Raw genomic sequence first — 13,102 nt, forward strand, 5'->3', positions numbered from 1 at the left:
ACCCAAAATAGAGAATTGCTGTTCTCGTTCTAGCCGCCGCTATCTTGAGGTGTCTATGATCTGCTGTATCTGCACGGCCCCCACAGCGCCGACAATAAGATTGTTGCCGATGACAAAGCTCGGAGTACCATTGACACCAAGCGCTTCAGCGATTGACATGTTTTCGCTCAAGATCGCATCAATTTGTTTATCGTGGAGATCCTTGCGAGCCTGAGTTTCATTCAGCCCAAATTTTTCCCCGATTAATAGCGCAAGCTCACCATTCATAGTTCCTTTGACTTTCATCAACGCTCGATAGTAGTGGGCTTGTAGATCAGCGTTTTGGAACTGACGTGATGCGGCCAAGGCAACGTGGCTTGCCTCGGTGGATTCTTGGCCAAGGATTGGAAATTCCTTCAGCACCACGCGTAAATCGGGGTTTGCTTCGATAAGAGTTTGGATATCGTCAACTGAGGCTCGGCAGAAGGGACAATTGTAATCGAAAAACGCCACCATGTTGACTGTGCCGTTAGGGTTTCCTAGGACGATGCTGCCGCGGGACGAGACGAGTTGGTCGTGGTACTTTGCAATAGCCTGAGTCTGTGAATTGCGTTGTGCTTCTTGAGTGCGACGTTCAAGTTCTATGCTGGCCTCGCGAAGGACTTCGGGATTCTCGATCAGATAATCCCGCACGATGAGTTCGATATCGTGGCGCTGCGTTGCCGAGAATGAAGTAGAAGCGGTCTGAGCACGAGCCGTGCTAGCGATTGCCAAGGTTACTACTATCAGCATTGCTTTTTGAGCAAGATAAATTCGCATCACGTTTCGCCTCCTTTGACCAATCCAAGCGATCGGACTAAGTGCCGCCACGGCTCATGCTTTGATCAGTCGAAGCGTCCCGCGGTACGGAGCGGAATGATTTCTGCGGCCCCCTTCAATGGGGAATCGCCACTGCATTTCGACGCGGAGACCACCAGTCGGACGGTTTTTTAATCTCAGCTCCGCGCCACTGGCCCGCAAAGCTAGGTCGACGATTGCGAGACCAAGACCGCTACCAGAAGGGCTTTTGTGACGCCCGCGGAAGAACCTCTTGGTGACGAGATGGATTTCTTCATCCGGAATTCCTGGCCCATCATCTTCTACGGCAACAATAAAAGTATTGGCTTTCTGTTCAACCAACCATCTCACGGTGCCGCCCTCTTGCATGTGACCGATGGCATTCTCGTGGAGGTTGCGGAGGGCTAGAAGCAATAGCTCACGATTGGCGGGTAATACTGCCATTCGCAAAGTGGGCTCTATGGTCACATGGATGCCGTCATTGGCTGGCGCAAGCGCTTCCACAACCTCTTCTAGCGCGCTCCCGACATTGACATTGCTTTCCGGCGTTACGATACGCGTCGCGTCGAGTTTTGAGATTGCCAGCAACTGTCGAACTAGCCGCGAGGTCCGATCCACCGATACGAGAATTTGCCGCAAAGCGGCCTGACGTGTAGTATCGTCGACTGCAGACATCGAGATTTGCGCTTGCATTCTCAGGCCCGCAAGTGGGGTACGCAGTTCATGTGCGGCGAAAGCGGTGATCTCGCGCTCACGCTGGCGGGCGTCTTGAACCTTCACAAAAAGTTCGTTGAGGGCTGTCACGAGAGGCTGAATCTCGATTGGCGCTCGGTCGATCGCAATCAAGCTCGTATCGTCCGCGCTGCGGTGCTTTAGTTCGTTGGCGATGTTTCGAAGAGGGACAAATCCGCGGTGCAAGCTGGCCCAGATCAGAAGACCGAGTAGCGGGATGACGAATAGAGCGGGTGTGAGTAAACCTTTGATGATTTCCGCGACGAGATGGTCTCGCACGCCCAATCTATCGCCAACTAACACTCGAACGCCTTTGTCAGCATTCTCCATGGTGAATACTCGCCATGTCTCGCCATCAATGACGCGCTCTGAGAAGCCGTTCGGGACATCACTCAGCCTTTCGTCTGGCGCACCGCTCGATCTCGCAACCATGCGGCCATCGAGCGACCAAATCTGGCAAGAAAGCTGCCGTTCAGTGGATGCTAGCTCAGCAGATTTCAGTCTTGAGGAAGAATGCGGGCCGGAATCGTTAGGTATCAGGGACGACGCCATACGCGCTGCTTCTTGTAGACGCGCGTCGAGGACGCTTTCGATCTCCCGCTGGCTAGCGACATAAATCCAGCAGATAGCCGCCAACCATATGATTCCGGTAGCAGTTAAAAGAATTGCAAAAAGCCGGTTTCTGAGCGAACTCATGAATCGAGCCTCATGCGATAGCCAATTCCGCGGATGGTCTCGATTTTTTCGCGTCCCACCTTTGTTCGAAGCTTATGGATGTGAACTTCTACCGTGTTGCTTTCGATCTCTTCCTGCCATCCGTAAAGGCGACTTTCGATCTCATTCTTGGACATCACACGGCCAGGATGACTCATTAGGGCTGACAGAATTGAAAATTCTCGCCGCGAGAGAGGATTCGTTTCATCATTTACGGTGACGGTCATTTGCGCGGGATCGAGTGTAAGGCCATTGAAGGTCAAGCACGGTGAAGCGCGCCCAGTCTGTCGACGGCATATCGCTCGCACGCGCGCGGCTAGCTCATCGAGGTCGAATGGCTTTCCGATGTAGTCGTCGGCGCCAGAATCCAGGCCTTTGATACGATCCGCAATCTCATCGAGAGCCGTCAGCATCAGAACTGGAGTTCTGTCGCCGCCGGCCCGTAGCTCTGTCAGCAGATCGAGACCGGAGCCGTCGGGCAGCATGACATCCAAGACCAGCGCGTCGAATTCACTCAATGCGGCCGCGGCTCGGCCGTCGGCACATGTGGATACGACGTCCAAGGTGGCGCCAAACATACCGAGCCCGACCTTAAGGCCGTTCGAAATGACGGGATCGTCTTCCACGATCAAAATGCGCAAGTTGGAAACTCCGGCAGGCCGCTCCCGCTCGCCGATGAAACTTAAGTTGACCTTAAGACCATCCGAATGGGGGCCCGGCCCTATCTACTACGCAAAAGGAAGCTGCCTGTTACGTCAGATAGCAACAAAGGCTGCGGAAAATGCCGAACGCTTACCTGGATGTCAGCACCCTGACATCCAGAGGGCAACCAAAACCAATGATGCAACGTCGCATGAACGAGAAAGGAATCGTCAACGCTGACATCGGCATCGCTAGCTGCTAGCGAGAAATGCCGGCACCCGAAGATGCCGGCACGAGAAATTAGTTCTTCTTCATCGAATCTTTTTTCATGCTATCGTTGTGCATTGGATCTTTCTTCATCGTGTCCTTCTTCATGCTATCGTTATGCATAGCATCGCCTTTCATGGCGTCTCCCTTCATCGTGTCTTTTTTCATGCTGTCGTTGTGCATTGAGTCCTTCTTCATTGCATCCTGTGCATGAACGGGGATCGCGCCGAAACCGAGGCTAGTTGCGATAAGGGCGGAGCTGAAGATTTTGGTGAGATTCGTCATGGTCATTCCTTTCGGTAGATGGCATGCCGAGCGAAATGCTCGGCTGTTCTGGGGCTCACGTTGCTGCAAGCCCGAGGTGGATCATCAGTCGGTTGCGGCGGCGAGAATTGGGCCGCCGTTCGGTGACTGAACGAGGATGGCAGTTTTCTGGCCGGCAGGTGCGGCTGCTACCGAAAAGTTCGAGGGAGTACCATTCCATGAGCCCAAGTGGACGAGTTCGTGAACCACATTCGCGTGCGGAAGCGTACGGCCCGTATTCTCACCGCGCTGGATAGGCACGTTGACAACATGAGGATCGTATCGCACGAGCCAGACATCTGCGGGATGAGACGGGATATTCGCGGCGAAAACGCTCACGCGCCCGCTCTCGATAAGGATTCTCGGAGCATCGTCCCGGGAGCGTGCCTCAGATTTTTTAATCGCTGATTGCGCCTCTGCGAAGTCTCGACCGACGAGTGAAAGGCGGCCGTCAACTACCATTTGTGGCGTGAAGGCCCCGCTTTCGCCAAGCGGAGCTTCGTAGGTTTCCTGACGGGCAGTATAATCCTTGCGTCCAAAGATGTCCTTCCAACCTAGATAGTCCCAGTACGTGACGGAAAAGCTCAGCGCCAGAACGTTCGGTTCATCCTTCAAGCGGATTAGGTTGGCATTTGCGGGCGGGCACGATGAGCAGCCTTGGCTAGTGAAAAGCTCGACGACGGTAAGAGGGCGCGTCTCTCCAAAAGCGGGACCGATAACGGTTAAAAGCGCGAACGTACTTACAGAGAAGGCGAGAGTGCATTTGCGAAAGTTGGAAAATTTAGCCATCGGCCACTCCTCACTGCTTCGATGCAGGAGAGTTCGACCGAAACTAAAGCAAGTTACATCATCACGAGTTAGTGATAACTGGACTTGGAATGACAGGTTGCTGTCGAGTTCTGTAACTTCCGCATCGCTGAAAGCGAAAGGGCAATAGATCACGTGCGGATAACTGAAGACATGCTCAGATCGCTTATGATGCGGAGCCTGACAGGAGACGAAAGCGCTTATCGAACGCTCCTCACTGAGGTGGGCGTGCTGTTGCAGGACTATTTTCGCCGGCGCCTCAGAGATGGCTCTGTTGTCGACGATCTCGCGCAAGAAACGCTGATTGCCTTGCACCGTCGTCGGATGACCTATGAGTCGGACCGCCCCTTCACAGCCTGGCTGTATGCAATTGCGCGATACAAGCTTATCGATTATCTGCGCCACCGGCGGCGGCATCAGACACTTTCCCTCGATGAGACAAACGAGGCGCTCCTCGCAATGGACGAGACGATTACATGGAATGACCGTGAGGACGTCGAAAAGATTCTGGCGAGTATTCCGGAAAGACAGCGTGCTTTGCTCCGCGCGGTCAAACTGGAGGGTCGTTCGGTCGCAGAAGTATCTGTTGCGAATGGGCTAAGCCCGTCCGCTGTAAAGGTGACGATCCATCGCGCGATCAAAACCCTTGCTGGGCGCTTTGCCCAAAAGGAGGAGCAATGAACGACTTTGACCCCTCCTTAGGGCTGATAAATCTGCTGGTGTCTGATCTGAAGCCCGTCCGTACAGGTGTTGTGCGCCGCCAGGTGCTGGCTGCGCTTGGCATTTGCGCTATCGCAATGCTTATGATCGTTCTTCAGCTCTGGGGGGTAAGGCCTGACTTAGTTGCAGCGCTTCCGACGATGGCCTTCTGGACCAAAGAGGCATTTGTCATAGTGCTGACGATTGCCGGCGTCGGCGCCATGCTTCGACTTGCCAGACCCGACGGCGCGGCCCGTGCTTCTGCCCGTTTTGCTTTTGGAACTGCCATCACGATGGCCGTTCTTGCAATGTTACAGATCGCGACAAGCCCACAAAGTCTTTGGCGACATCTCGTCATGGGCAAGACTGCCGAGGTATGTCCCTGGCTCATCATGCTACTTGCCTTACCGATTCTTGCCGTCGCGCTTTTTATAATGCGTCGTATGGCGCCGACTCAGCTCACGGCTGCCGGCGCCGCGGCTGGTCTGGCCGCCGGCGGACTTGCGGCGCTCGTATATTCAGTTGCGTGTGACGAGAGTGCGATGCCTTTCATTCTGGTTTGGTATGGCGCTGCAATCCTTGCAATGACTCTGCTAGGCGCTGTGCTGGGCCCTCGGACAATACGGTGGTAGACACCACAGCCGTAAAAGAAAGGCAGCAATGCACGGTAAAATCTGTAACACTCGCGAGTCTTCCTCGTAGTTCACTGGGTTGGCGGAATAACTCAGGAGAAATACGCTATGTTCGACATGAAAAACTTGAGTAAGTTGAAGATGCTCGACGATAACAGCCCGAAGGCAATGAAGGCATTTTGGGATTTCAATAATGCGACATTCGAGGACGGGGCGATAAGCAGCGCCGAACGGGCTGTATAAAACGGATCCCGGCGCCTACCTTGCTGGACTTTCAGCTTTAGGAGCATCAGATCCTTCTTCCGTTTTATTTGTGGCTGGTTCTCCTCATGATGTGCCGGGCGCGAGCGCAGTTGGCATGCCGGTCTATTGGTCGAACCGTTTTAACGACCTCCTTCCAGGAAATTCGCAGCCGCCGTTGATGAATGAGAAAAATTTGCTTGCGCTGCCCGTTCTATTGGCGGCTGGCCCTATCGCGAAGGAATAGTTTATTGTGGTGTACGCGCGGTATTATCTCGACGGTCTGGATTTCTAATCGTCTTAGACTTTATTGAATCCGCCGAACCTCGTTGAGGGCCTGTTTAAGAAGTTCAGCGCCGAATGGCAGATATGCAAACTGAGATGCTTGCTAAACTCTCTCAGCTCTTCATTCTGCGAGTTGGATTGTCAACTTGAGGTAACAAGATGGTTCGGCTGACAGATCTGCCAGAAGGGCAAGCCAAACGCCTCGCCGAACTGGAATGCCCTGATTTTCAGACCAGCCCGTGGGTGAGTGGCCCACCGCTTGCTGAACGGCGCGTGGCGGTCATCTCGTCCGCTGGGCTTTTTGTGCAAGGCGAAGCCGCTCCGTTTCGCGGTCGCGATGCCGATTATCGGGCGATCCCTAGGGAGGTTTTGCCAAAAGACGTTCTATGCAGTCATATCTCTATTAACTTCGACCGTACTGCGTTTCAGGAAGACTGGAACGTAATTCTTCCTCTTGATCGGCTTAAAGAGCTCGCGGAGGAGGGGACGATCGGTTCGGTCGCTGAAATGCATTACTCGTTTATGGGGGCGATTGATCCCACCGAAGCGGAAGGTTATGTCCGCGAACTGGCGGTGAGATTGAAGCAGGACAAGGTCGACGCGGTTTTGCTCTGTCCTGTCTGACCCATCTGCTCGCGCGCCGTGAGCGCGCTGGCTCACTATCTGGAAGAAGAGGGCATCGCGACAGTCGCGATCAGCCTCATTCGGCCGCAAACAGAAAAAACCAAGCCACCACGAGCGTTGTGGGTGCCGTTCGAGCTCGGCCGTCCCCTCGGACCGCCAAGCAATCCAGCTTTTCAGAAACGCGTGATTCGAACCGCCTTGCGATTGCTTGAGCGCGAAGAAGGTACCGGCACTATCGATAATTTCCCTGACGATGATCCGCGTAGCGTGCCAGATGCGGCGTGGCGACCGCCGATCACTAGTAGCTTTCTTTCAGAGGAACCGAACGCCGCACTTGCTCGATGGTTGCGCGAGGAAATCCGACTACTCGCGCAGGCGCATCAGCAATGGAAGGCCAGGCACAATCGCACGACGGTTGGATTTGCGAGAGTATCGATCGAAGAGTGCGCCGATTTCGTGGGGGGATGGATGACCGGTGCCGTGACGCCAAGTCCATGGAGCGATCTGTCGGGGTCGATGATGCTGCGTTTTTGTGTGGACGATCTGAAGGCATATTGCCTGGAGGCTGGTGCGGCTGGCGATGGGCAGCCATCCGGAAAACAGCTCAGAGAGTGGTTCTGGAACGGCACAGCGACCGGGAGCGCAATCCGGGCTTTGAGAAAGGTCCTGCAGGCAAGTGACGATGAGCGATTGAGCCGTATCGTCAGCACCTTTCTGGTACCTGCCGCACAAATCAGACCGGGTGAATGAGTGGGCCAAGCAAGACGGCGCGCTGACGGCTCCCGATTATTCGGGAAAGTCTTTTCTTCAATACGCTCGGCAACTTCTCATCAATCCAGCGCGCTGGACTGGTATTTGTCGAATGGCAGCGCGGTGATCTCTTGCAGACGTCAGGCAGGGTTTTGACGCTGTTCAAGTGTAGAGAAACAAATCGCCCGAAGATGGCCAGCGAACGTGGCGGTTGTTCCCGAGCGCATTTTCAGCAAACGAGAAGCTCTGTCGCTACTAATAGAATCGCCTGCCCGTTTGGCAATCGTCAGACAGCGATATTTTTAAATTTCATGCGAAATTTCGTAGAGATGTCAGCCTCCTGACATCTTAGAGAATCCAAATCGTATCAGATGGGAGTGATGAAGCTAGAAGCCGTCGATAGCAATGCATTTAGGTGTTCGATGCGCAGGTTCGCATCGAGTGTTTGCGTGATAACGACCGGAGGACCCTGTCCCTCTGGAATGACCGCGACGTCCGTTTGCAGCCTATCAACTGAGCCAGCATCCATCTTGGTGGCGTTAAATAACGGAGCCAAGACTACCAAAGCAATCATCGAAAACGGCTCGTTTGCTCTGAATGTCTTGTCTTCAGGTCAAGGGTGTTTGGCAAAGCTCTTTAGCTCCGATGCTTTGCGCCTGTCGAAGACGTTGTATCTTACAAGAAAGACAATCGTTGGTGTTACAGGTGTTCCTCTGATTAGAGGGACGTGTGCCGCCATGGAGTGTCGCGTCGATGAGGTCATGGCTCGCGGAAGCCATAGCATTATTATCGGTAGAGTTGTTTCAACTTCTGACCGAAATCTGAATCCCCTACTTTATCACGATGGTTCATATGGCTCGTTTTCAAATGCGGAGTTTAAAACAACTCCGCCAGTTAGAGCAGCCAAGTTGCAGAGCGATCTCGGATTTTCATGTGGGTAAGCTAACAATCTAATATTTCGTCTCGCGGAATAGTGTTCTGTAATTCGTCTTTTCATTAATTCAGTCATGTGGAACGATTTATTCCATATAAATATGGAGTAATATCATGGCTCATGTCGATCGGGTACTTATTCGGCTTCTGCGTGTCGAACTAGCCCAACCCTATAAATTATCATTCGCCACAGTTCTGGCTTTTGACACGTTGCTGGTCGAGCTCCTCCTTGACGATGGAACAAAGGGTCTCGGGGAAGCCACAATTCTAACCGGCTATACCGATGAGACGGTCGGGGAGTGCTGGCGCGCGGCGCAGGACATTGCAGCGCAAATCCGAGGCAAAACGGCCCGTGAAGCAACCGATATTCTCACCGCGTGGATACCCAGTAATCCATTCACGGCGACGGCGTTTGGCACAGCGTTCGAGATGGCAGCCGATCATCCTGCGCTTCGCGTTGTTGGAAACGTACCAATCCTCGGAGTGATCAACACTTTGGAAGAAAAGAAGCTTGCCTCAGAGGTCGAAGCTCTGATGAAGGCTGGCTTCAAGACGTTGAAGGTCAAGGTAGGATGGGAGGTTGATCCCGACCTAGCCCGGGTGGGCGCCGTGCAGCAGCTTCTGGCAGGAACTGACGTCAACATCCGCATTGACGCCAATCAAGGCTTCAGCCCGGAAGACGGTGTGCGATTTGCGAGATCGCTTAGCCCAGATCATGTCGAACTCTTCGAGCAGGCCTGTGATGCGGACGATTGGGAATCCGCCGTAGCGGTCAAGAATGCGGCTCGCGTGCCTATCATGTTGGATGAGTCAATCTATGATATGGCCGACGTCGAGCGAGCTGCCAAATTGCAGGCGGCGAACTTGGTCAAATTGAAGCTCATGAAGCTTGGAAGCCTGACGTCCCTGGAAAGGGCATTGAGCCGGACCAAAGCTTTGGGGATGCAGGCTGTCCTTGGAAATGGTGTTGCGACTGAAATCGGATGCTGGATGGAGGCCTGCGTCGCCGCGGTTCGTCTGCGGGACGTCGCGGGTGAGATGAACGGATTTTTGAAGCAGAAAATTCCGACCCTAAAAAACCCGTTGACGATCCAAAAAGGAGCAATTGTTATACCGAACGGATATCTACCGGAGCTTGACGAGAAGGCTGTAGCCGCCATGCAGGTATCCTCGGAAAGCTTCCATAGATCGAATATGCGTGCCTGACAGGAGTTCTGTATGCCTCTCACTCGCCCAAAAGTGGCAGTAGCTGCGTCTCGCAGCTCCGGAGAGCCGGATGAGGCCGGCAGTTCGTACCTCGAAAAGGTGTTTGCTGCTCTAGAAGCAATTTCCTCCTCCGACCTACCAGTGAGTCTCAGTGAAGTCACGGCGCGGCTTGGAATACCAAAGCCTTCTGTTCATCGTATTCTAGCGCAGCTCGAACAAGCTCACCTTATAAAGCGAGATCTGGCCGGAAAGCGATACTTAAGTGGCGAACGCGCGACACGGCTGGCCTATACAACTCTTCAATCGGCGGCCCGTACGGCGAACGAACTCGTCCTTCGCGGACTCGTTAGTTCGATTGGTGAGACATTTAATATCAGCATCCTTGATGGTGCCGATATCGTATATATTCATCGTGTTGAGTGTGACTGGCCGCTCCGTAGCCATTATGCCGCGGGATCAAGATTTCCAGCGCACTGCACGTCTTCAGGGAAGGCAATATTGGCCTTCAGCTCGAAAGAAGTCCGTAAGCAATTTATCGACAACGTCGCATTGAAGCGCTTTACCTCAAATACAATCGGCAGCCGGACAAGGTTCATTCCGATGTTAGACCGCATTAAGCAGGATGGGTTTGCGCAAAACGATGAAGAATATATCGACGGAGTGGTCGGAGTAGCGGTGCCTATCCTCGGCAAAGACGGACGGGCGTTGGCCGGCTTATCGCTCCATGCGCCGTTGGCGAGACTTAGCTTGAGGCAGGCCCGGGAGCATGTGCCGGCGATGAAGCAAGCCGCTCGAAAGTTGGCTGCTCTCATTTCCTAGAATAATGCCCCCGCGGTGCGGGGGCATTTCGATTGTGGCTTTATAGATTTCTAAATGGGTCGATCTTGCTCAGTTAGTGGGTGATCTGGCCTCATGAAGATGCAGATGATTGCTCCGGCAAAGAGAATCCCGACGGCACTGACAAAGGGCAAGTCCCAGTTCCCGGTTTTATCAATCATGTAGCCAAATGCGATTGGCGAAATTGTGCCCGCGAGTCCCACGCCAACATTCATCAAACCACTTAGCAGACCGCAATGTTCTCGCGTGATATCCATTGGCACACACCACAGCGGCGCAACCAACAATTCTAGGAAGAAATAGCCGATTGCGAGCAGTGAAATGACGACAACCATCTGATTGGAAAGAATCGCAAGGGTAGTAAAAACACCGCAGGTTAGGAGCGCAAACGCGATGAGAGAACTTCGCGCAATCCACCGCTTTCCGGTACGCTCGAGAAGCTTATCGGAGATGACGCCTCCGAGAGTGTCTCCAATGACACCGCCGCCAAGCAGAAGTCCGGATAAGACGGCAGACCATTCCATCGACTGCCCGTATTTATGTTGGAAGTAGAGCGGCATCCAAGACAAGAACATCCACAGGATCCACGCGTAGCAAAAGAACACCGCCGTGAGAGGGATCACTCGGCGAATGATCAAAGAAAGTGGCGTGGCTTGCTGGTGCAGCCGGGACGGAGAGGGCAGGTTTGCAAGCTCGGATTCCGAAATTGTTGGATGAGAGCGTGGATCATCTCGGAAGAATTTCCACCAGGTCAATCCCCATAACAAGGAGACGACCCCGAAGACGATGAAGGAAAAGCGCCATGAGTGAGCGAGGATAAGAGCAGCGACAATAGGCGGAGCGATGGCGCCGCCGAGCCTTGCGAAGCTATGCGTAATTCCTTGGATCCAGCCAAATTGATTCAGCGGATACCAGTTACGCATGGCATGCGTTGCGGTGGCAAATGCTGGTCCTTCGCCGAGGCCCACCAAGAGGCGTGCGGCGACCAGGGCGGCCAGGCCGCCTACAAGGCCGGTTGCTATCGTCGCGATGCTTACGCAAACAGCGCAAATTGTTAGAACGGCTCTCGCTCCGTAGCGTCTTGCAAACCACCCACCGCCAGCCTGTCCGATCATGTAGGTCAATGAAAATGCGCCGAAGGCAAAGCCAAGCTGCGTATTTGAGAGGCTAAATTCCTTCGCAATGCTGCTTGCAGCTTGCGAAATGTTGACCCGATCAAGGTAGAACAAACAGTACATGACGCAGAAGATGATCGTGAGCGATCGTCTCGCTGAAAAGAGCGTAGCTATGCCTTTTGAAACTTGACGTGGACTTCGTTCGATTACCGCTTCTTGTTTCATTTCTCTTCCTCCCTATTGGCCGTTCTACGGCTCGTTATTGCTCGGGAAGCTTATTCGCGGCGCTACGAGTGGCAATTTAATATTGAACGTTTTATTCCGCGTGACGAGACAAGAATTGCGGGAGGCATTTTTTTGCTTTACGTATTGCTGACGGCAAGAGGCACGGTCGCTTCGTGCTATTCGTCGCGGCTGAGCCACATGCAACCTAAATGCGCGCGCAAGTGGTGGTGGCGCGCGAAGCGACATATGCATTCTGATAAATTGCTATGTGCAGGCAGATGGGGCTGTCAGCCAGATGACACTACGATAAAGAATCGCAACGATGAGTTCCGATGTGTGGCTTGAAGCATCGTCCTGAAATCTGCAGTCGTATTCAGCAAGCCATCAAAGCAATGTGCTCGTCGGCTTCGAATAGCTTCGCAAGTCCCGTAGGTGAAATGACATCTATGGAGCGAGCTGAACGTTTAATAAGGCCCATCTCGGCAAATCGTCGAAGCGTGCTCGTCACCGTCTGTCGGCGCGTATTGATCATTTGGGCGAGCTCTTCGTGTGTCAAGAATATCCCAGCGCGTTCCTGGCTAGCAGGCTTATTGGGATCGTTTCGACTCAGCGACAGAAGTGCATAGGCGAGGCGTTGTTCGACCGTCTGGGTCTGTAGCTCTCCAATACGAAAGTGCAGATCGCTTAGGCGGTCGACGACGAGGCGAAGCAGTTTAATACCGAGAGAGGGGTTGTCCTCCAATAGCCTTAAGAACGAGGCCTTCGTCAATTTCAACAGGTGGGACGGCTTCAGGGTGATGGATGTTGCGTCCCATACGCCGCGGGAGGTCAAACATGAAAGTCCAATGATGCTGCCAGGTAGATGAATCCGCAAAACGGATTCTTGCCCGCTCGCATGGGTTTGAAATGTTTTGACGGTCCCTGATAGCAAATAGTGGATGCAATCAGCAGGATCATCCTGACGCAGGATGATGGTCTCGCTATCGACATATCGCTCCGTGCCTGCACTCGCGATTAGGCGCGTTTCTGCCGAGGACAGGCTTGAGCCGAGATCAATTCCCAGACGTAAAGCGTATTCGCGCATTGGGGACCCTCGCTATACGCAAAGCGTACCGCCACCTTGGTGAGATGCAACAGGAATGTCGCTTGCGAGAGCATTTGTCATATTGCAACAGCTAACGGAACGTTCCGTCAGACGAAACGAATTAAAATTGTCAATCGACTGTCAGATGGCTGACAGACCTCCAGGAGAGGCAACGCTAGACCTTCCATACG

The 13,102-nt window shown here is 53.5% G+C and carries 16 protein-coding genes; 8 read left to right on the plus strand and 8 right to left on the minus strand.

What is annotated here, in order from left to right; all coding sequences use genetic code 11:
- Positions 1–39: 39 nt before the first annotated feature.
- The 5 genes from AFIDRAFT_RS13860 to AFIDRAFT_RS13880 form a co-directional block, all read right to left on the minus strand.
- Entirely contained in the window at positions 40–798 is a 759-nt protein-coding gene (locus tag AFIDRAFT_RS13860) for a DsbA family protein (RefSeq protein ID WP_009340106.1), read from the minus strand.
- Positions 799–852: 54 nt separating this feature from the next.
- Positions 853–2,244, minus strand: coding sequence for an ATP-binding protein (locus tag AFIDRAFT_RS13865; protein ID WP_009340108.1), 1,392 nt, complete (start codon positions 2,242–2,244; stop codon positions 853–855).
- On the minus strand, positions 2,241–2,903 hold the full coding sequence (locus AFIDRAFT_RS13870; RefSeq protein ID WP_009340110.1) for a response regulator transcription factor: 663 nt from the start codon (positions 2,901–2,903) through the stop codon (positions 2,241–2,243). The genes AFIDRAFT_RS13865 and AFIDRAFT_RS13870 overlap by 4 nt, the downstream gene beginning before the upstream one ends.
- 301 nt (positions 2,904–3,204) lie before the next feature.
- A complete protein-coding gene (locus AFIDRAFT_RS13875; RefSeq protein WP_502685479.1) occupies positions 3,205–3,462 on the minus strand; it encodes a pentapeptide MXKDX repeat protein in 258 nt (85 codons plus the stop codon).
- 78 nt (positions 3,463–3,540) lie between these two features.
- Positions 3,541–4,263, minus strand: a complete 723-nt coding sequence (locus tag AFIDRAFT_RS13880) for a DUF1223 domain-containing protein (RefSeq protein WP_009340115.1) — start codon at positions 4,261–4,263, stop codon at positions 3,541–3,543.
- Positions 4,264–4,434: 171 nt separating this feature from the next.
- Here AFIDRAFT_RS13880 and AFIDRAFT_RS13885 point away from each other — a divergent pair, with 171 nt between their 5' ends.
- The 5 genes from AFIDRAFT_RS13885 (at position 4,435) to AFIDRAFT_RS19130 (ending at position 7,511) form a co-directional block, all read left to right on the plus strand.
- Positions 4,435–4,962 carry a sigma-70 family RNA polymerase sigma factor gene (locus AFIDRAFT_RS13885; protein WP_009340117.1) on the plus strand — a complete coding sequence of 176 codons (528 nt, stop codon included), beginning with the start codon at positions 4,435–4,437 and terminating at the stop codon, positions 4,960–4,962.
- Entirely contained in the window at positions 4,959–5,612 is a 654-nt protein-coding gene (locus tag AFIDRAFT_RS13890; protein ID WP_009340119.1) for an NrsF family protein, read from the plus strand. The genes AFIDRAFT_RS13885 and AFIDRAFT_RS13890 overlap by 4 nt, the downstream gene beginning before the upstream one ends.
- A 108-nt stretch (positions 5,613–5,720) precedes the next feature.
- Positions 5,721–5,855, plus strand: a complete 135-nt coding sequence (locus AFIDRAFT_RS20360) for an alkylhydroperoxidase (RefSeq protein ID WP_040298478.1) — start codon at positions 5,721–5,723, stop codon at positions 5,853–5,855.
- A 441-nt stretch (positions 5,856–6,296) separates the two neighbouring features.
- Positions 6,297–6,761: a glycine/sarcosine/betaine reductase selenoprotein B family protein gene (locus AFIDRAFT_RS19530; RefSeq protein WP_009340122.1), complete on the plus strand. Its 465-nt coding sequence runs from the start codon at positions 6,297–6,299 to the stop codon at positions 6,759–6,761.
- An 18-nt stretch (positions 6,762–6,779) separates the two neighbouring features.
- Complete coding sequence (locus AFIDRAFT_RS19130) at positions 6,780–7,511, plus strand: hypothetical protein (RefSeq protein WP_050789607.1); 732 nt, start codon at positions 6,780–6,782, stop codon at positions 7,509–7,511.
- 367 nt (positions 7,512–7,878) lie between these two features.
- On the opposite strand, the gene AFIDRAFT_RS20250 is transcribed toward AFIDRAFT_RS19130, so the two are convergent.
- Complete coding sequence (locus AFIDRAFT_RS20250; protein ID WP_040298418.1) at positions 7,879–8,085, minus strand: hypothetical protein; 207 nt, start codon at positions 8,083–8,085, stop codon at positions 7,879–7,881.
- On the opposite strand from AFIDRAFT_RS20250, the gene AFIDRAFT_RS20525 reads away from it, so the two are divergent.
- The 3 genes from AFIDRAFT_RS20525 (at position 7,994) to AFIDRAFT_RS19540 (ending at position 10,469) form a co-directional block, all read left to right on the plus strand.
- On the plus strand, positions 7,994–8,452 hold the full coding sequence (locus tag AFIDRAFT_RS20525) for a flavin reductase family protein (protein WP_433994101.1): 459 nt from the start codon (positions 7,994–7,996) through the stop codon (positions 8,450–8,452). The genes AFIDRAFT_RS20250 and AFIDRAFT_RS20525 overlap by 92 nt on opposite strands.
- A 106-nt stretch (positions 8,453–8,558) precedes the next feature.
- The gene (locus AFIDRAFT_RS13915) at positions 8,559–9,650 is read left to right on the plus strand and encodes a mandelate racemase/muconate lactonizing enzyme family protein (RefSeq protein WP_009340127.1); all 1,092 of its coding nucleotides are present in this window, start codon (positions 8,559–8,561) and stop codon (positions 9,648–9,650) included.
- Positions 9,651–9,662: 12 nt separating this feature from the next.
- Positions 9,663–10,469, plus strand: coding sequence for an IclR family transcriptional regulator (locus AFIDRAFT_RS19540; RefSeq protein ID WP_009340129.1), 807 nt, complete (start codon positions 9,663–9,665; stop codon positions 10,467–10,469).
- 50 nt (positions 10,470–10,519) lie between these two features.
- Here the strand turns inward: AFIDRAFT_RS19540 and AFIDRAFT_RS13925 are convergent, their stop codons facing one another.
- The gene (locus AFIDRAFT_RS13925; RefSeq protein ID WP_009340131.1) at positions 10,520–11,827 is read right to left on the minus strand and encodes an MFS transporter; all 1,308 of its coding nucleotides are present in this window, start codon (positions 11,825–11,827) and stop codon (positions 10,520–10,522) included.
- A 373-nt stretch (positions 11,828–12,200) separates the two neighbouring features.
- Positions 12,201–12,911, minus strand: a complete 711-nt coding sequence (locus AFIDRAFT_RS13930; protein ID WP_009340133.1) for a Crp/Fnr family transcriptional regulator — start codon at positions 12,909–12,911, stop codon at positions 12,201–12,203.
- Positions 12,912–13,102 lie beyond the last annotated feature (191 nt).

Source organism: Afipia sp. 1NLS2, assembly GCF_000178995.1.
GTDB lineage: Bacteria > Pseudomonadota > Alphaproteobacteria > Rhizobiales > Xanthobacteraceae > Afipia.